This window comes from Noviherbaspirillum phoenicis, assembly GCF_047237965.1.
GTDB lineage: Bacteria > Pseudomonadota > Gammaproteobacteria > Burkholderiales > Burkholderiaceae_D > Noviherbaspirillum_A.
In genome coordinates this window covers 2,933,967-2,950,728 of sequence record NZ_JBDFLX010000001.1, presented here as the reverse complement: position 1 = coordinate 2,950,728, position 16,762 = coordinate 2,933,967, and the positions used below count along the sequence as shown (strand labels likewise).

Genomic DNA, 16,762 nt, shown 5'->3' with positions numbered 1-16,762 from the left:
GCAACCATGCAACTCACTGAAAAACGTTCGGTCTGGCAGATCGTCAAACCCCACCTGACCGTCTTCGACGGCACCCTGGCGCTGATCATCTTCCTGATCATGTCCACCGGCATGGTCACGCTGTACTCGGCCGGCATCGACTTCCCGGGCCGGGTCGAAGACCAGCTGCGCAACATCATCGTCTCCTTCGTGGTCATGTTCATCGCGGCCAATGTGCCGCCGCAGACCCTGATGCGCTTCGCGGTGCCGATCTATACCGTGGGCGTGGCGCTCTTGGTGGCGGTGGCCATGTTCGGCATGATCAAGAAGGGCGCGCGGCGCTGGATCAATGTCGGCATCGTGATCCAGCCGTCCGAGATCATGAAGATCGCCATGCCGCTGATGCTGGCCTGGTATTTCCAGAAACGCGAAGGCATGCTGCGCTGGAACCACTTCATGGTGGCGGCGCTGCTGCTGCTGATTCCGGTGGTGCTGATCATGAAGCAGCCCGACCTCGGCACCTCGCTGCTGGTGGCGGCTGCCGGCTTCTACGTGATCTTCCTGGCCGGCCTGTCGTGGAAGGTGCTGCTGGGCCTGGCCATTGCCGGCGGCGCCAGCCTGCCGATCGCCTGGACCATGCTGCACGACTACCAGCGCGCCCGCGTGATGATGCTGATCGACCCCACCGCCGACCCGCTCGGCAAGGGCTTCCACATCATCCAGTCCACCATCGCCATCGGCTCCGGCGGCATCGCCGGCAAGGGCTGGCTCAACGGCACCCAGGCCCACCTGGAGTTCATTCCCGAGCGCACAACCGACTTTATTTTTGCGGTATTCTCCGAGGAATTCGGGCTGATCGGCAACGGCGTGCTGCTGTTCCTGTATCTGATGCTGATCGCCCGGGGACTGATCATCGCCGCCAATGCGCCCACGTTCTTTGCGCGTCTTTTGGCCGGCGCGATCACGCTGATCTTCTTCACCTATGCCTTCGTCAACATGGGCATGGTCAGCGGCATACTCCCGGTGGTCGGGGTGCCCCTGCCTTTCATGAGCTATGGCGGCACCGCCCTGGTGACGCTGGGCCTCGGGGCCGGCATCCTGATGAGCATCCAGCGCCACCGGAAACTGGTACAAACCTGATCCACCGATCAGACCAGGCGCGCCCGCGGGTGGCGCGCCGAGAACAAAAAAGGAAAAGCAATGCACTTGCCATCCCGCCCATGGCCCGGCACGGCCCTCGTGTGCGCCGCGGTCGCGTTCATCGCCGCCGGCTGCGGCAGCGTGCCGCAGCAGCAGAGCGCCGATGCCGGCGCCGTTACCGCCTCCGCCAAGCCGGCGCGGCGCGGCCTGCCTTCGCTGCCGCCCGCCGGTTCCGGCCGCGGCGGCTATTACCAGGACGACGGTCCCGGCGAGAACATCCCCGACAATCTCTGGGATGTGCCCGACGCCGAGCCGCGCATCGAGCCCTATGCCAACCGCGGCAACAAGCCCTACGTGGTGTTCGGCAAGGAATACGTGCCGCAGATGAATGAGGAGCCCATCAAGCAGCGCGGCCGCGGCAGCTGGTACGGCCGGAAATTCCACGGCCAGCGCACCTCTTCCGGCGAGCCGTACGACATGTACAAGATGACGGCCGCCCATCCGACCTTCCCGATTCCGTCCTATGCCCGCGTCACCAATCTGTCCAACGGCAACACGGTGATCGTGCGCGTCAACGACCGCGGCCCGTTCCACTCCGACCGCATCATCGACCTGTCCTATACCGCGGCGCTGAAGCTGGGCTATATCGGCCATGGCAGCGCGCAGCTGGAAGTCGAGCGCATCCTGCCCGACGAGATCCGGCGCATGGAACTGGCGCGCAGCAACGGCGCCGCGCCGCCGGTGGCGTCGGCCGCGCCATCAACCGCGCCATCAACGCCGGGCGTGAGCACCGAGGCGGTGCCGATGCCGGTGGCCATGGTCAGCGCGCCGGCCGAACTGCTGGCGCCACCAGCGGCCGTGCCGGCTGCCGCAGCCCCGGCCGCGGCCAACGTAGCCAATGTGCCCGCCATGTCCGCCGTGTCCGCCGTGTCCACCACGTCCGCCGCGGCCGGCGGCTTCTACCTGCAGCTCGGCGCCTTCTCCCAGGCCGCCAATGCGCAGGCCGCGCAGGCGCTGCATGCCCAGCGCTGGAACGGCAGCCTGCGCCAGGTCGACATCGTGCAGAACAACACGCTGTTCCGGCTCTATGGCGGCCCGTTCGCCAGCCGCGCCGACGCCGAGGCCGTGGCGCGCCAGATGCAGGCCAGCGGCGGCGCCATGCCCATCATCGTTCAGCGCTGATCGTCGCTTTCGTCCTGCGCCTTCAGCGCAAGCGCGCGCTCGTACAGCGCATTCTTCTTCTGCCCGGTGATGCGGGCCGCCAGCCCGGCGGCCTGCCTGACCGTGCATTCCTCCAGCAGGATCGACAGCACCCGGTCCGACTCCGCCGTGCCGGCATCCTCCTGCTGCGGTGCGCCCTCCACCAGCAGCACGAATTCGCCGCGCTGGCGGTTGCCGTCGGCCGCCAGCCAGGCCGCGGCTTCCGATAGCGGGCAGCGATGGATCTCCTCGAACAGCTTGGTCAGTTCGCGCGCGAACACCACCTGGCGCTGCGGCTCGAATGCCGCCGCCAGCGCGGCCACGGTGTCGACGATGCGGTGCGGCGCTTCGTAGAACACCAGCGTCGCGGCCAGCCCGCGCAACTGCGCCAGCTCGGTCTCGCGCTGGCGCGCCTTGGCCGGCAGGAAGCCATGGAAATGGAAGCGGTCGTTCACCATGCCAGCGGCCGACAGTGCCGCGATGCCGGCCGACGCGCCCGGCACCGGCACCACCCGCAGCCCCGCCGAGCGCACCGCGTCGACGATGCGCGCGCCCGGGTCCGACACCGCCGGCGTGCCGGCGTCCGACACCAGCGCAATGCGCTCGCCGGCCTGCAGCCGGGCGACCAGTTTTTCCGCGACTTCGCGCTCATTGTGCTGGTGGGCCGCGATCAGGGGGCGCTGCAGGCCGTAGCGCGACAGCAGTTGCGCGGTGTTGCGGGTATCTTCGCAGGCGATGGCATCGCACTGGGCCAGCACCTGCAGTGCGCGCAAGGTGATGTCGGCTACATTCCCGATGGGTGTGGCAAGCACATATAATGCGGAGGCCGGATAATTCTGGGCAACAATCTCCTGCAGCAGCGGCAGGGCGCCGGAAAAGCTGAACGCGGGTTGTGTCATTGGGAGTCGAAATGTCGTTCCGAAAAGTGAAGACCGGATTGGTGGCGGCGGCGCTGGCCGGATTGTGCGCGCTGGCGCAGGCAAATACAACCGTGGCCATGCCGGCCCTGCCGTTGCTGGCCCAGAACGACATCAGCCTGATGCCGGGCGGGCCGGCCGACACCGGCCCGGTCGAGACCGAGGCGGTGCCGATGCCCGATGTCAGCCTGCAGCCGCAGGAGCAGGCGGCCCTGGCTGGCCCGGTGCGCATCGGCCTGCTGCTGCCGCTGCGCTCGGACAGCCTGGGCGCCGCCGCCGCCATGGTGCGCGACGGCTTCATCGCCGCCTATGAAAAGCGGCGCGAACCCAACATCATCCTGACCGTGGTGGAAACCGGCGATGCCGCCCAGGACGTGCTGGATGCCTACAACGGCGTGCTGGCCGACCAGGACATCATGGTCGGCCCGCTGTCGCGCAGCGGCGCCGCCGCCATCGCCTCGCGCGGCGCGGTCGGCAAGCCCACCATCGCGCTGACCCCGGCCGACGCGGTTGGCGCGCAGGCCGGCGCCCAGCCGCAGCTGCTGCTGATGGGCTTGTCGCTGGAGGACGAGGCACGCCAGGCCGCCGATCTCGCCGCCGTCGACCTGCCGGGCGAAGAGGCGCTGATCGTCTCCACCGCCACCGCATGGCAGCGCCGCGCCGCGCGCGCCTTCCAGGCCGCCTGGCAGCGCCGCGGCCTGCCGGCCGACCTGGTGGAACTGAGCGCCGCCGGCGGCAACCTGAGCGCCAGCGCGCTGGGCCAGCTGCAGGAACGACTGCGCAACGGCCGCCCCGGCCTGGTGTTCGTGGCGCTGGATTCGGCCCAGGCGCGGCAACTGCGCGAATCCATCGGGGCTGAACTGCCGATGTATGGCACGTCCCAGCTCAATCCTTACTCCCGCCAGGGCTGGTCCGCGGCCGAGCGCCGGCCCGACATGGACGGCGTGCGCTTCATCGACCTGCCTTACCTGCTGCGCCCGGATGCCGGCGCCGTGTTCGCCCCGCCGCCGGCGGCGCAGAAGAGCGCCGACATGGAGCGCCTCTATGCGCTGGGCATCGATGCCTACCAGGTGGCGCGCGAAGTCGCCGCCCGCCGCGGCGTGTTCGAGCTCGATGGCGCCACCGGCAAGTTGAAGGCCAGCATCGGCGGCGGCCGCGCCCGCTTCGAGCGCAGCGCATCGCCGGCGGTCTACCAGGACGGCGCTGCCGCGCCGCTGACTGGCCCGCAATGACGCTCGGGCCGCGGCGCACGCAGCGGCAGCTGGCCGGCGACGCCGGCGAGGAAGCGGCGCTGGCGCACCTGCAAGGGCATGGCCTGGTGCTGGTCGAGCGCAACTTCCACTGCCGTGGCGGCGAACTGGACCTGATCATGCGCGACGGCGCCACGCTGGTGTTCGTGGAAGTGCGGCGGCGCGCCGGCCGCGCCTTCGGCGGCGCCGCCGCCAGCATCGGCAGCGCCAAGCAGGCGCGCCTGTGGAACGCCGCCCAGACCTACCTGCAGCGCTACCGCATGCCGCCGCCATGCCGCTTCGACGTGGTCGCCATCGAAGGCGCCGCGCTGGACTGGCTCAAGAATGCGATCCAGGCCTGAACCGGCGGCCCGTTTCAACTTACCCTTATAATCGCGCATCATGACAAACCAACGTATCCTCCAGCACTTCCAGGAAAGTGCGCAGCTCATGCTGCAGGCTGCCGAGCAGCTCTCCGGGCCCATCGCGCAAGCGGTGGAAATCATGTTCACCGCGCTATCGAACGGCAACAAGATCCTCGCGTGCGGCAACGGCGGTTCGGCCGCCGACTGCCAGCATTTCGCCGCCGAGCTGGTCGGGCGCTTCGAGCGCGAGCGGCTGCCGCTGCCGGCGCTGGCGCTGACCACCGACACCTCGATCCTGACCGCGGTGGCCAACGACTACAGCTACAACGAGGTCTATGCCAAGCAGGTGCAGGCCTTCGGCCAGTCCGGCGACGTGCTGCTGGCGCTGTCCACCTCGGGCAACTCGGCCAATGTGGTGGCGGCCATCAAGGCGGCGGTCGAGCGCGACATGCGCGTCATCGCGCTCACCGGCAAGGGCGGCGGCGTGATCGGCGAGCTGATGTCGGAAGGCGACGTGCATATCTGCGTGCCGCATGAGCGCACCGCGCGCATCCAGGAAGTACACGGACTGACCATACACATACTGTGCGACGGCATCGACGTCGCCCTATTCGGAGGGGATGCAAATGACTGAAGGCGCGGCCGCGAACCAACAATCCAACGCCGCCGCCTGGCGCCGTCCGCTGGCGCGGCTTGCGCTCTGCGGCATGATCGCCATCAGCCTGCAGGGCTGCATCGAAATGGCGGTCGGCACCGCGGTGGTAGGCACCATCGCCGCCACCGACCGCCGCACCTTCGGCGCCCAGACCGAGGACAAGGCCATCGCGCTGAAGGGCGAGAGCCGGGTCGCCAACATGGTCGGCAACGCCGGTCATGTGAACATCAACAGCTTCAACCGCAAGGTGCTGCTGACCGGCGAAGTGCCGGACGAGGCCACCCGGACTTCCGTGGAGCGGGAAATCGCCGACATCTCGGGCGTGCAGTCCATCGTCAACGACCTGGTGATCGCGCCCCCGGCCAGCTACACCTCCCGTTCCAACGACACCCTCATCACCGGCAAGGTCAAGGCCTCGCTGGTGGACGCGAAAGACATCTCGGCCAACAGCTTCAAGGTAGTGACCGAGCGCGCCGTGGTCTACCTGATGGGCCGCGTGACCCAGCGGGAAGGCACCCGCGCAGCCGAAGTGGCGCGCGGCGTGGCCGGCGTGCAGAAGGTGGTGAAGGTGTTCGAGTACATCACCGAGGACGACGTGCGGCAGATGTCGAACACGCCCGCCCGGCAATAGCCTGCGATAACGAGCGATGAAGCGGCGCCTGTTCCTGCTCCTGTGCCTTGGCGGCCCGCTGGCCGTCACCGGCGCCGCGCGCGCGGCCGAGCCGGTGAAGGTGGTCTATCACATGGCCGACGGCATCGACCAGGCATCGCGCGGGCTGGCCAGCATCCGCAACCACCTGCGCGCCGCGCCCGATACCAGGATCGTGGTGGTGGCGCTGGGCGATGGCATCCGCTTTCTGTTGAAGGGCGCGACCGAGCGCAACGGCCGGCCGTTCGACGCGGCGGTGGCCGCGCTGGCGCGGCAGGGCGTGGAATTCCGGGTCTGCAACAACACGCTGACGGCGCACAACATCGACAAGGCCGAACTGGTGCCGGAGATCAGCCTGGTGCAGGCCGGCGTGGTCGAGATCGCCAGGCTGCAGGCGCAGGAAGGCTACGCCTACATCCGCCCCTGAGGCCGCCGGCGCCGGCAGAGGGGCGCTGTGTTGACTATAATGTCCGCATTCCAGCCTTTCCTTTCTTCACCGCTCTCATCCCGTCCTCATCATGGCTACTGCAAACCGCAACTGGATCAAACTGCTGGCCGGCATCGCTGTCGTCGTCATTGCCGCCGTCGCCTATTTTTCCGTGTCGTCGCGGCAGCCGGCGCCGCAGGTCACCTATACCGACCTGAACGGCCAGAAGATCACGCCCGAGAGCCTGAAGGGCAAGGTGGTGATGGTCAATTTCTGGGCGACCTCCTGCGTGACCTGCATCAAGGAAATGCCGCAGATGGTGCAGACCTATAACAAGTACAAGGACCAGGGCCTGGAATACATCGCGGTGGCGATGAGCTACGATCCGCCCAACTACGTGCTCAACTATGCGCAGACCCGCCAGCTGCCGTTCAAGGTGGCGCTCGACACCCAAGGCGAACTGGCGAAGTCGTTCGGCGACGTCAAGCTGACGCCCACCACCTATGTGATCGACAAGGAAGGCAACATCATCAAGCGCTATGTCGGCGAGCCGGAATTCTCCCAGCTGCACAAGCTGCTGGAGAAGGCGCTCGCCGCCTGAGGTCCGGGCCTCAGGCGCTTCTTTTCAAAACCCCGGCCTGACCGGGGTTTTTGCTGCTTGCCCAAACCCAAGATTGTTCGGCATTAAGACCAGTGCCTAGTTGTATGAAGTAGTATTTGACTGCAATTTAAAGGGGCAAATCGCGCGGCCGGGTCAGTCCTGCTGCGCGATGCCCGTCGCCTCCCGGCAGCCGTCATAGCGCCGTTCACATCAAAAGTTGGAAACAGATCATGGCCGTATCCTTGGTAAAAATGGGCATTCCCGGACTGGATGAAATCCTGCTGGGCGGCCTGCCGCGCAACAACAATGTGCTGATCGAAGGCCAGCCCGGCTCGGGCAAGACCACGCTGGGCCTGGGCTTCATCCATGCGGGCGCCGCGCTGTATGACGAGCCGGGCGTCATCGTCTCCTTCGAACTGGAGCCGGAAAAGCTGCTGCGCGACGCCATCGGCTTCGAATGGGACCTGCAGCGCCTGATCGACGCCGGCAAGGTCCGGATCATCCAGACCAGCCCGGCCGCGCTGCTCAGCGAGTTCCGCAGCAATGACGGCGCCTTCTCGGCGGAACTGGCCGCCATCGGCGCGCGCCGGCTGCTGATCGACGGCCTGACGCCGCTGCGGCTATATGCGGAAAACAATGACATGCCGTTCCGGGAAGACCTGCACCTGCTGGTCGAGGGGCTGACCAGGCTGGGCGTGACCACCATGGTGACCGCTGAGCGCGACGAAGGCGGCAAGGACGGTTTCGCGCATGAGCGCTTCGTGTTCGACACCATCATCTCGCTGAGCCGCAACGAGCAGCGCAGGCGCCTGCAGCGCAGCCTGTCGGTGGCCAAGTCGCGCGGCCAGGACTTCATCGGCGGCAGCCACACGATGCGCATCGAACCGGGCGTGGGCATCCATGTCTATCGGCGCGCGCAGTCGCGGCCGCTGGTGGCGGAAGAGCAGCCCACTTCCAGCAAGCGCCTGTCTACCGGCGCCGAGGCGGTGGACCGCATCATGGGAGGCGGCGTCTATGAAGGCTCGATCACCATGGTCTGCGGCATTTCGGGCACCGGCAAGACCGTGCTCGGGGTGCAGTTCCTGACCGCCGCGATCGCCGCCGGCAAGCGCGCGCTGCTGGTGACGCTGGACGAGCACCCGCGCCAGCTGATGCGCAACGCCGCCTCGCTCGGCTTCGACCTAGAGCCGCTGCTGGCCGACGGCTCGCTGTTCATGCTGTACGAGTCGCCGCTGGAGCTGGAGCTGGATGTGCATTTCGACAAGGTGGCCAGGCTGGTGCAGGAACACCAGATCGACTGCGTCGTGCTGGACTCGGTGGCGGTCTATGAACTGAGCAGCGCCCATGAGGCGGCCGACTTCCTGTATGCGCTGGCCAGCTTCTTCAAGGACCGCCTGGCCACCGTGTTCTTCAACTATGAAAGCCCGGAACTGCTGGGCCTGTCGCAGATCAGCGAGGAGCTGAAGGGCTCGCACCTGGTGGACAACATCATCCTGCTGAACTATGTGGAAATCTCGACCCGGCTGCGGCGCGCCATTGCGATACCCAAGGTGCGCGGCGCCGACAACCAGCAGCTGACCAAGGAGTACGTGATCGGCCACGGCGGCATCACGGTGATCGAGGACGATGAGGCAGTGGCCGATGGCGGCGCGGTGCCGCAACTGCCGTTCTCGTCCTATTACGGTCTGCTGGCGCGCTCGCCGTCCAGGCGCAGCCCGGTGATCGACGAAGCGCTGTCGCAGGGCAGGGGCCTGCCGGAGTCGAGCGCGCCGGCGGTGCGCGAAATGGACAAGGGTCAATGACCGAGCAGGAAAACGTCGACGCCGGTTGGGGCGCCTGGGAACAGGCGCTGGCCCAGTTCTCCGCCGCCAGCGGCCTGGTGGTGTCAGCCTATGACGCCACTGGCCAGCGCCGCCTCGGCCCTTTCCTGCAATCCCGCCTGTCGACCCTGCTGGCCGGCTCCACGCTGTGGGACGCGGATGGCGACGGCACCCGCTTCGAGCAGGCGCTGGCGATGCAGGCCGCGGCCGAGGGCCAGGCAAGCGGGCTGTTCTGCGAGGAGCTGTGCGTGCAGGCCGTGCCCCTGAGCCTGTTTGGCAAGGTCTATGGCGCGGTGGTCTATGGCTGGGCCTTCAACCGCTTCACTTCCGGCATGGCCTGCGAGCGCATCGCCCGCCAGCTGGGCATTTCCGGCGCGCGGCTGTGGACCCAGGCGCGGCTGGAGTCGCCGGTGCCGCGGAGCCGGATGACGGTCTACACCGAACTGCTGCGCACCCTGATCGACTCCACCACCCGGCAGAAGGAGGCGATTGCCCGTTTGAATGAACTGAACCGGATGCGCGACGTGTTCCTGGCTACCGTGTCGCATGAAATGCGCACGCCGCTGTCGGCGATCTCGATGCGGCTGGACATGCTGCTGCGCAGCCAGTTGAATGATCCCGAGCGCTTGCGCCGGGAACTGAGCACGATGACGCGGCACGTGGGGCAGGAAACCCGCATGGTGGAAGACCTGATCGACGCCGCCCAGACCCGCAACGGGCAACTGGCGATCCGACCCGAGCATGTCTCCCTGATCCGCATCCTGAAGGATGCATTGTCCACCGTGGAGCCGGGCGCGCAGGCCAAGCAGGTGACGCTGAGCGCCGCCCTGCCGGCTCAGGAAGAGCTGATGGTGTGGGGCGATGCGCAGCGCCTGCAGCAGCTGTTCTGGAACCTGCTGTCGAACGCGGTGAAGTTCACGCCCGCCGGCGGCACGGTGCGGCTGCAAGTGCTGCCCGGCGCAGAGCGGCATTTGATCGAAGTCACCGACACCGGGCAGGGCATTGCCGAACAGTTCCTGCCCGAGGTGTTCGGCGCCTTCAACAAGCAGCAGTCGCAGAATGCCGGCGGCCTGGGGCTGGGCCTGTTCATCGCGCGCCATATCGTCGAGCTGCACGGCGGCGTGATCGAGGTCACAAGCGGTGGCGCCGGCCAGGGCGCCACCTTCACGGTCAGTCTGCCGGCGCTGGCCGGCGCGAGCGCCTGATCAGGCCAGGCCGGCGCCGTGCGCCTGCAGGTCGGCATGGTAGGAGCTGCGCACCATCGCGCCCACGGCGGCATGCACGAAACCCATCTTGTAGGCTTCTTCCTCGTACATCTTGAACGTGTCCGGATGCACGTAGCGGCGCACCGGCAGGTGGTCGCCCGACGGCATCAGGTACTGGCCGATGGTGAGCATGTCGACGTCATGGGCGCGCATGTCGCGCATGACCTGCAGCACTTCCTCGTCGGTCTCGCCCAGGCCCACCATGATGCCGGACTTGGTCGGCGTATGCGGATGCATCTCCTTGAAGCGCTTCAGGAGGCTCAGCGAATACTGGTAGTCCGAACCCGGACGGGCTTCCTTGTACAGCCGCGGCGCGGTTTCCAGGTTGTGGTTCATCACGTCCGGCGGCGCGGCCTTCAGGATTTCCAGCGCGCGGTCCATGCGGCCGCGGAAGTCCGGCGTCAGGATCTCGATGCGGGTAGCCGGCGACAGTGCGCGCACGCGCTCGATGCAGGCCACGAAATGGGCGGCGCCGCCGTCGCGCAAATCGTCGCGGTCGACCGAGGTGATGACCACATAGTTCAGCTTCAGCGCGGCGATGGTCTTGGCCAGGTTTTCCGGCTCGTTCGCATCCAGCGGATCAGGCCGGCCGTGGCCGACGTCGCAGAACGGGCAGCGGCGGGTGCACTTGTCGCCCATGATCATGAAGGTCGCGGTGCCCTTGCCGAAGCATTCGCCGATGTTGGGGCAGGACGCTTCCTCGCACACCGTCACCAGGTTGTTGGCGCGCAGGATGTCCTTGATCTCGTAGAAGCGGGTGGTGGGCGAACCGGCCTTGACGCGGATCCAGTCGGGTTTCGGGATGCGCTCGGCGGGCACGATCTTGATCGGGATGCGCGCGGTTTTGCCGGCGCCTTTCTGCTTCTCGCTCGGGTTGTAGGCGGAGGAAGCAATCTCGGTCGGGTTGGATGCCATGGTATGCAGTGCGCCTGGCGGCGCCACTATCCTTTCAGTCGGTCAATGAGTTGGCGGGCCAGCGCCTGCTGCACGCCGTCCAGCGGTGCGGTAACACCCAGGGTTTGCATGTCCACTGTCGCCAGGCCGGCGTAACCGCATGGGTTGATCCAGCCGAAGGGCGCGAGGTCCATGGAAACATTGAGGGAAACGCCGTGGTAGGTGCAGCCGTTGCCGCGGATCTTCAGGCCCAGCGCGGCAATCTTGGCGCCGCGCCAGTCGCCGTCGGCGATGTAGATGCCGGGCGCGCCGGCCCGGCGCTCGCCGGCCAGATTATACGCCGCCAGCGTTTCGACCACAGACTGCTCGATATTCCAGACGAATTCGCGGGCGAACAGGCGGGCGTCGCGCTGGCGCCGCTTCAGGTCCATCAGCAGGTAGATCACCACCTGGCCCGGGCCGTGGTAGGTGACTTCGCCGCCGCGGTCGGTCTGTATCACCGGGATGCCGTGCGGGTCCAGCACATGGGAGGGATCGGCCGCCAGGCCCAGCGTGTAGACCGGCGGATGCTCGACGATCCACAGCTGGTCGGGCGTGGCCGCGGTGCGCGCGTCGGTATAGGCGCGCATCGCGTCGAAACTGGCCTGGTAAGGCTCGCGGCCGCGGTGAACGAGAACGGGCGAGCCTTCCATGGCGCTGTTACAGCACGACCTTGACCATCGGATGCGAGCTCAGCGCGCGGTACAGGTTGTCAAGCTGTTCACGGCTGGTGGCGCGCACGGTGGCGGTCAGGGACAGGTAGTTGCCCTTGGACGACGGCCGCATCTCCATGCGCCCGGCGTGGAATTCCGGGTCATGCTGCGTGACCACTTCGACGATCACCTCGGCAAACGTTTCCTGCATCGCACCCATGATCTTGATCGGGAAATCGCTCGGGTACTCGATCAGGCTTTCCGATGTTTGCAGATCGCTCAGATTCGTCAGGTTGCCGGTATTGTTCAGCTTGTCCATCATGCGCTCCTGGTTGATTCAGGCTGCGGCTTTCGCTGCCTGGTAGGCTTCATACAACTTAGCGTATATGGGGCCTGGCGCGCCGTTTCCAACCGGCTGGCCGTCGATGCGGGTGACCGGCAGCACTTCCTTGGTGGCCGAGGAAAGCATCACCTCGTCGGCGGCGAACACTTCCTCGCGGCTGATGCGGCGCACCTGCATCGGGATGCCCAGACCCTCGCACAGTTCCTGGATCAGGCCGTAGCGTATGCCTTCCAGGATCAGGTTGTCCTTCGGCGGCCCGGACAGCACGCCATCCTTGACGATCCACACATTCGACGACGAGCCCTCGGTCAGCATGCCATCGCGGAACTGGATCGCTTCCGTCACCTGGTTTTCCGCAGCATGCTGCGCTGCCAGCACGTTGCCCAGCAGCGAGACCGACTTGATCTCGCAGTGCAGCCAGCGCTTGTCGTCCATCGTCACGCACGACACGCCCTTGCCGCGCACTTCGGCCGAGGGCAGCACCAGCGGATTGGTCATGATGAAGACGGTGGGTATGACTTCGGCCGGGAAGGCATGCGCCCGGCGCGCCACGCCGCGGGTCACCTGCAGGTAGACCATCTGGTCGTCGTCCGGGCTGGCATCCACCACCTGCTGGATCAGCGCCATCCAGCCGTCAAGGTCATGCGGATTCGGTATGCCGATCTTGTCGAGGCTGCGAAACAGCCGCGCCATGTGCTGCCCGGAGCGGAACATGCGGCGGCCATAGATGGGAATGACTTCATAGACGCCATCGCCAAAGATGAAGCCGCGGTCCAGCACGGGAATCTTGGCTTCGGACAGGGGCGTCATTTCGCCGTTGAGATAGACCAGGGGATCGTTCATGTTTTTTTCCAGGGGATGTGGGAATACGGATTCTTGCATGCGCGGGCAGAGCGGGTGATGCGGATTCGGCATGACCCGCCGCAGATCCGATGGAGCAATTTGCAAAGGAGCGAATTATATCGGAGCAGCAAGAACGAACCTGGGGCGTGGCTAATAGTGCCTGACTGCAAGAAAGACGACAACATTGTTACAAGAATAATTTTGAGCGCTTAATAGTCCTGGCCCGAAAGCTGAAATCAATCGAAGTTACTGCAGCTTGAATGCATGGCTGCATGGTTGCCAGGTTCAAGCTCCACAGGTCGCCCGACGGTGCACACCTTCTCACCTTCCTCTCCCTTCATTTCGGACCCTGACATGAAAAATCATCGTCGTTCCATGCTGTACAGCGCAGTTTTTCTCCTGGCCTCCTCTGTTGCCGCTTGCGGCGGCGGCTCCGGTTCCAGTTCCAATGCCAGTTCTGACAACAGCGCAAGCGCACCGAAGGACGCGTCAACTGCGCAGAGCGTGATTGACCAGGGCAATTACGTGCAGACAGCGGCGCATGCCTATCTGGCGCCGCAATCGCTGACAGGCCTCACCCGAATCAATGACATTCTCGCCTCGGGCGTTAGTGTGGAGACGAGAGACCCCGGGCTCGTCGAACTGGCAACGGATGTGCTGCGGCAGCTTGTCGACAACCGGGGCCCCATGGTGACGGCGGTTGCCCAGTTGAACTCCTGTCCCAAGGGCGGCTGGGTAAAAGTGAGTAGCGCCGGTGATTCCCTCACCACCCTGAAACCGGGCGACGTTATCGCTTTGGAAACGAACGACTGCGGCGTGTCCAGTTTGAAGATCAATGGCGGTTTGACGATGACCGTGAAGGAAGGCAGTGCCGTTTCCTTGCAGGCTGGCACATCACGTGGCGTGGTGCAGTTTCAATTCAGCGGCCTGTCGATGGCAAGCGGGACCGAGACGTCGCTGATCGATGGCGACCTGACAGCAAAAACCGACCAGACCGGAGCAGGGGGCAGCACTCTCGTACTGTCAGGTGCCTCTCTAAGGAAGACGCTGAAAAAGGGCAGCACAGTCGTGACAGACCGCACCATCGCCGGATTCGAGTCCACCATCATCACTACGCCCGGAGACCAGACTTCCAGCGTGAACTACACGCTCACTGCCAGCTCATCCTCGGTCAAGGACTTGCAGGTTGTGGTGAAAACCGTCACCCCCTTTGTTTCTCAGGCCGCGAATAACCCTGTGTCCGGTTCGATGCTGGTAACGGGGGCAGCGTCAAGCGTGGCCGTCACGGCAGTCGATGCCGGCAACGTGCGGCTCGACTTCAGCAGCAAGGGCGATGGTGCGATCACCGAAACCAAGACGATTTCCTGGTCCGAATTCCAGAAATCACTCTGAGACCTGAAACCCATCCGGCAGGCTGCCAAATTGGCAGCCTGCCTTTTTTCGGCAATCGACATGCTTTTCAAAACCTTTCTGGCAATGCTGGCCGCCAGTGCCCTGGCCTCGCCGGTCCATGCCCAGTGGACCTCTGCGCTGGGCATCGCAGCCAGGCAGTTCACCCTGAACGAATATGATGCCGCCGGCCGCCGCATCGTGAGAGAACAGGGCTGGCTACCTGGTCTGGAAGGCCGCCTGGCTTACCGGACGGGCGAGTGGACGCTGTCGGCGCAGGCGTCGCATTATCAGCATGACATCGCTTATCACGGGCAGACTCAGTCCGGCGTGCCAGTGGATAGCCGCACCGGCACCGCATTGACGCAATCGGGCGCCGGCATAGCCTATGCAGTCAATACAGTGCTGAGCGCCTCGCTGGCTATCGAACTCGAGCGCTGGCGACGTGACATTCAGGACGTGGGACGGGTGCGGGGGCTGCAGGAGCGCACGTTGTCGCGTCGCGCGCTACTCGGGCTGGACGCAAAGTTTGCGACCACTTATGGCGAAGTAATGGCTGGCGCCGCGTTGCTGTTCGCAGCCCCGGAAAAGCTCCGGGTCGGGTTTTCAGGCCAGTTCGACGATGTCTCGTTCGACACCCGCCCTGCCCACGGCATGCGGCTGGGCCTGGGCTGGCAGCCGGCCGCGTGGCCGAATCTGGAATTGCATGCCGGCCTGGACTGGTGGAAGGTAGCTCGCAGTGGAGACGCTGCGCTGAACAGGAACGGCCGCCATGCCGGAACGGTCGCGCAGCCGGAGCATGCCGTGGCCAGCATGCGGCTGGCTGTGCTCTACCGGTTCTGATTCCAGTGGCAATTCCAATTCGGCCGGATAAAAACGACCGGTTTCATCGCACATGATGGGTTGCGCCATGACGGCGTTCTGATTCTCCCTGTTCGCAGGCGCAGGCTGAGGGTTTGACGCTCCTTATGAAAAAAGCCCTGGCGACATCCTCTGTCGCCAGGGCCTTGCATGACTTGAAGGGACTTGGGCGAGCCGCCCAAGCCGTTGCCGCATCACTTCATCATCAGCCGCACCGAATCCCAGGCCCGGCCGAATATGCTGGCTTCATTGACCTGGTCCAGCGCCAGGAGCGGCGCCTCGGTGATGGTCTTGCCGTCGGCGACCATCTTCAGCGTACCGACCCGGCTGTTCTGCGCAATCGGGGCCACCAGCGGGTCCTTGCGCTCCACCACCGGCTTCATCTTCTCGGCGGTGCCCTTGGGCACGGTCACGTACATGTCGCGGTCGAAGCCCAGCTTGACTTCCTTCTGCGAGCCTTTCCAGACTTCCGGCGTGGCCACTGCCTGGCCCTTGGCGTACAGCTTGACCGTGTCGAAGTTCAGAAAGCCCCAGTTCAAAAGCTTCTGGCTTTCCTGCGCCCGCACCGAGTCGGACTTGGTGCCCAGTACCACCGACACCAGGCGGCGCTCGCCGCTGGTGCCGTTGGGACGGTGCGAAGACGCGATCAGGCAGTAGCCGGCGGCCTGGGTGTGGCCGGTCTTCATGCCGTCGACAGTCGGGTCCAGCCACAGCAGGCGGTTGCGGTTGGGCTGGGTGATCTTGTTGTAGGTGAAACTCTTGGTGGAGTAGATCTTGTACATCTCCGGATAGTCCCGGATCAGGCGCGAGGCCAGCAGCGACAGGTCGGCCGCGGTGGAATAGTTTTCCGGGCTGGGCATGCCGGCCGCATTGGCGAAGCGGGTGGACTTCATGCCCATGCGCTCGGCTTCGCGGTTCATCAGCACCGCGAAGGCATCCTCGGTGCCGGCCACCGTTTCGGCCAGCGCCACCGCGGCGTCATTGCCGGACTGGACGATCAGGCCGTAAAGCAGGTCCTTGACCGACACCGGCGTGGCCGGCTCGATGAACATCTTGGAGCTGTCGCCTGAGACCTTCCAGGCCTTGACCGACACATTGACCATCTGGTCCAGCGTGAGCTTCTTGTCCTCGATCGCCTTGAACACCAGGTAGGCGGTCATGATCTTGGTCAGCGAAGCCGGCTCGATGCGCAGGTCGGGCTCCTGCGCGGCCAGCACCTGGCCGCTGGTGGCGTCGAGCAGCAGATAGGAACGGGCGGCCACGGTGGGCGCGGGCATGGTCTGGGCGACCGCGGCGGAAAGGGTCAGGACGGAAGCGGCAAGCGCCGCAAGAATCTTTTTCATGGAGTTGGACAGAATGACAACGCACCGGACTGGCGGCGCGAGCGGTTGAAAACGAAGGTTCGCATTATAAGGCGGATTGCGTCCGCGAAATCCGCCCGGGCCATGCAAAAACCCATATGGCCGCGTCGCGGCGCGGCCATATGGGCATGG

At 65.5% G+C, this 16,762-nt stretch carries 18 protein-coding genes; 12 read left to right on the top strand and 6 right to left on the bottom strand.

Going from position 1 to position 16,762, the window contains the following annotated elements; genetic code table 11:
• The first annotated feature begins 6 nt into the window (after positions 1–6).
• Positions 7–1,119: a rod shape-determining protein RodA gene (gene rodA / locus ABC383_RS13215; protein ID WP_413014616.1), complete on the top strand. Its 1,113-nt coding sequence runs from the start codon at positions 7–9 to the stop codon at positions 1,117–1,119.
• Between the two features lie 60 nt (positions 1,120–1,179).
• Positions 1,180–2,301: a septal ring lytic transglycosylase RlpA family protein gene (locus ABC383_RS13210; protein ID WP_413014614.1), complete on the top strand. Its 1,122-nt coding sequence runs from the start codon at positions 1,180–1,182 to the stop codon at positions 2,299–2,301.
• Here the strand turns inward: ABC383_RS13210 and rsmI are convergent.
• Positions 2,292–3,218, bottom strand: a complete 927-nt coding sequence (gene rsmI, locus ABC383_RS13205) for a 16S rRNA (cytidine(1402)-2'-O)-methyltransferase (protein ID WP_413014612.1) — start codon at positions 3,216–3,218, stop codon at positions 2,292–2,294. The genes ABC383_RS13210 and rsmI overlap by 10 nt on opposite strands.
• Before the next feature lie 11 nt (positions 3,219–3,229).
• Here rsmI and ABC383_RS13200 point away from each other — a divergent pair, with 11 nt between their 5' ends.
• The 8 genes from ABC383_RS13200 to ABC383_RS13165 all read left to right on the top strand — a co-directional run bounded on the left by ABC383_RS13200 (position 3,230) and on the right by ABC383_RS13165 (position 10,187).
• Positions 3,230–4,468: a penicillin-binding protein activator gene (locus tag ABC383_RS13200; RefSeq protein ID WP_413014610.1), complete on the top strand. Its 1,239-nt coding sequence runs from the start codon at positions 3,230–3,232 to the stop codon at positions 4,466–4,468.
• Complete coding sequence (locus ABC383_RS13195; protein ID WP_413014608.1) at positions 4,465–4,827, top strand: YraN family protein; 363 nt, start codon at positions 4,465–4,467, stop codon at positions 4,825–4,827. Before ABC383_RS13200 ends, ABC383_RS13195 begins: the two co-directional genes overlap by 4 nt.
• Positions 4,828–4,867: 40 nt before the next feature.
• Complete coding sequence (locus ABC383_RS13190; RefSeq protein ID WP_413014606.1) at positions 4,868–5,464, top strand: phosphoheptose isomerase; 597 nt, start codon at positions 4,868–4,870, stop codon at positions 5,462–5,464.
• The gene (locus ABC383_RS13185; protein ID WP_413014604.1) at positions 5,457–6,116 is read left to right on the top strand and encodes a BON domain-containing protein; all 660 of its coding nucleotides are present in this window, start codon (positions 5,457–5,459) and stop codon (positions 6,114–6,116) included. Before ABC383_RS13190 ends, ABC383_RS13185 begins: the two co-directional genes overlap by 8 nt.
• A 16-nt stretch (positions 6,117–6,132) precedes the next feature.
• Positions 6,133–6,561: a DsrE family protein gene (locus ABC383_RS13180; RefSeq protein ID WP_413014602.1), complete on the top strand. Its 429-nt coding sequence runs from the start codon at positions 6,133–6,135 to the stop codon at positions 6,559–6,561.
• A 91-nt stretch (positions 6,562–6,652) separates the two neighbouring features.
• Positions 6,653–7,162, top strand: a complete 510-nt coding sequence (locus ABC383_RS13175) for a TlpA disulfide reductase family protein (RefSeq protein ID WP_413014600.1) — start codon at positions 6,653–6,655, stop codon at positions 7,160–7,162.
• A gap of 230 nt (positions 7,163–7,392) precedes the next feature.
• Complete coding sequence (locus tag ABC383_RS13170; protein WP_413014598.1) at positions 7,393–8,964, top strand: ATPase domain-containing protein; 1,572 nt, start codon at positions 7,393–7,395, stop codon at positions 8,962–8,964.
• The gene (locus ABC383_RS13165) at positions 8,961–10,187 is read left to right on the top strand and encodes a sensor histidine kinase (protein ID WP_413014596.1); all 1,227 of its coding nucleotides are present in this window, start codon (positions 8,961–8,963) and stop codon (positions 10,185–10,187) included. The genes ABC383_RS13170 and ABC383_RS13165 overlap by 4 nt, the downstream gene beginning before the upstream one ends.
• Here the strand turns inward: ABC383_RS13165 and lipA are convergent, their stop codons facing one another.
• Genes lipA through ABC383_RS13145 form a run of 4 tightly spaced genes read right to left on the bottom strand, consistent with a single transcriptional unit; the run spans position 10,188 to position 13,019 of the window.
• A complete protein-coding gene (lipA, locus tag ABC383_RS13160; protein ID WP_413014594.1) occupies positions 10,188–11,162 on the bottom strand; it encodes a lipoyl synthase in 975 nt (324 codons plus the stop codon).
• A gap of 26 nt (positions 11,163–11,188) precedes the next feature.
• Positions 11,189–11,833 (bottom strand): lipoyl(octanoyl) transferase LipB, encoded by a 645-nt coding sequence (gene lipB / locus ABC383_RS13155; RefSeq protein WP_413014592.1) that lies wholly within the window; start codon positions 11,831–11,833, stop codon positions 11,189–11,191.
• 7 nt (positions 11,834–11,840) lie between these two features.
• A complete protein-coding gene (locus ABC383_RS13150) occupies positions 11,841–12,155 on the bottom strand; it encodes an HP0495 family protein (protein ID WP_413014590.1) in 315 nt (104 codons plus the stop codon).
• 15 nt (positions 12,156–12,170) lie between these two features.
• Positions 12,171–13,019 (bottom strand): D-amino acid aminotransferase, encoded by an 849-nt coding sequence (locus ABC383_RS13145; protein ID WP_413014588.1) that lies wholly within the window; start codon positions 13,017–13,019, stop codon positions 12,171–12,173.
• A gap of 354 nt (positions 13,020–13,373) precedes the next feature.
• On the opposite strand from ABC383_RS13145, the gene ABC383_RS13140 reads away from it, so the two are divergent.
• Both ABC383_RS13140 and ABC383_RS13135 read left to right on the top strand, forming a co-directional pair.
• On the top strand, positions 13,374–14,411 hold the full coding sequence (locus tag ABC383_RS13140) for a hypothetical protein (protein ID WP_413014586.1): 1,038 nt from the start codon (positions 13,374–13,376) through the stop codon (positions 14,409–14,411).
• A 60-nt stretch (positions 14,412–14,471) separates the two neighbouring features.
• A complete protein-coding gene (locus ABC383_RS13135) occupies positions 14,472–15,251 on the top strand; it encodes a hypothetical protein (RefSeq protein ID WP_413014584.1) in 780 nt (259 codons plus the stop codon).
• A 212-nt stretch (positions 15,252–15,463) separates the two neighbouring features.
• Here the strand turns inward: ABC383_RS13135 and ABC383_RS13130 are convergent, their stop codons facing one another.
• Entirely contained in the window at positions 15,464–16,612 is a 1,149-nt protein-coding gene (locus tag ABC383_RS13130) for a D-alanyl-D-alanine carboxypeptidase family protein (RefSeq protein WP_413014582.1), read from the bottom strand.
• Positions 16,613–16,762 lie beyond the last annotated feature (150 nt).

Excerpts from the sequence above, each read along its gene's own strand:
- rsmI (WP_413014612.1), bottom strand. The coding sequence starts at position 3,218 with ATGACACAACCCGCGTTCAGCTTTTCCGGCGCCCTGCCGCTGCTGCAG.
- ABC383_RS13140 (WP_413014586.1), top strand. The coding sequence starts at position 13,374 with ATGAAAAATCATCGTCGTTCCATGCTGTACAGCGCAGTTTTTCTCCTG.
- ABC383_RS13185 (WP_413014604.1), top strand. The coding sequence starts at position 5,457 with ATGACTGAAGGCGCGGCCGCGAACCAACAATCCAACGCCGCCGCCTGG.
- ABC383_RS13165 (WP_413014596.1), top strand. The coding sequence starts at position 8,961 with ATGACCGAGCAGGAAAACGTCGACGCCGGTTGGGGCGCCTGGGAACAG.
- lipB (WP_413014592.1), bottom strand. The coding sequence starts at position 11,833 with ATGGAAGGCTCGCCCGTTCTCGTTCACCGCGGCCGCGAGCCTTACCAG.
- ABC383_RS13175 (WP_413014600.1), top strand. The coding sequence starts at position 6,653 with ATGGCTACTGCAAACCGCAACTGGATCAAACTGCTGGCCGGCATCGCT.
- ABC383_RS13130 (WP_413014582.1), bottom strand. The coding sequence starts at position 16,612 with ATGAAAAAGATTCTTGCGGCGCTTGCCGCTTCCGTCCTGACCCTTTCC.
- ABC383_RS13195 (WP_413014608.1), top strand. The coding sequence starts at position 4,465 with ATGACGCTCGGGCCGCGGCGCACGCAGCGGCAGCTGGCCGGCGACGCC.
- lipA (WP_413014594.1), bottom strand. The coding sequence starts at position 11,162 with ATGGCATCCAACCCGACCGAGATTGCTTCCTCCGCCTACAACCCGAGC.
- ABC383_RS13170 (WP_413014598.1), top strand. The coding sequence starts at position 7,393 with ATGGCCGTATCCTTGGTAAAAATGGGCATTCCCGGACTGGATGAAATC.
- ABC383_RS13135 (WP_413014584.1), top strand. The coding sequence starts at position 14,472 with ATGCTTTTCAAAACCTTTCTGGCAATGCTGGCCGCCAGTGCCCTGGCC.
- rodA (WP_413014616.1), top strand. The coding sequence starts at position 7 with ATGCAACTCACTGAAAAACGTTCGGTCTGGCAGATCGTCAAACCCCAC.
- ABC383_RS13200 (WP_413014610.1), top strand. The coding sequence starts at position 3,230 with ATGTCGTTCCGAAAAGTGAAGACCGGATTGGTGGCGGCGGCGCTGGCC.
- ABC383_RS13190 (WP_413014606.1), top strand. The coding sequence starts at position 4,868 with ATGACAAACCAACGTATCCTCCAGCACTTCCAGGAAAGTGCGCAGCTC.
- ABC383_RS13210 (WP_413014614.1), top strand. The coding sequence starts at position 1,180 with ATGCACTTGCCATCCCGCCCATGGCCCGGCACGGCCCTCGTGTGCGCC.
- ABC383_RS13180 (WP_413014602.1), top strand. The coding sequence starts at position 6,133 with ATGAAGCGGCGCCTGTTCCTGCTCCTGTGCCTTGGCGGCCCGCTGGCC.
- ABC383_RS13145 (WP_413014588.1), bottom strand. The coding sequence starts at position 13,019 with ATGAACGATCCCCTGGTCTATCTCAACGGCGAAATGACGCCCCTGTCC.
- ABC383_RS13150 (WP_413014590.1), bottom strand. The coding sequence starts at position 12,155 with ATGATGGACAAGCTGAACAATACCGGCAACCTGACGAATCTGAGCGAT.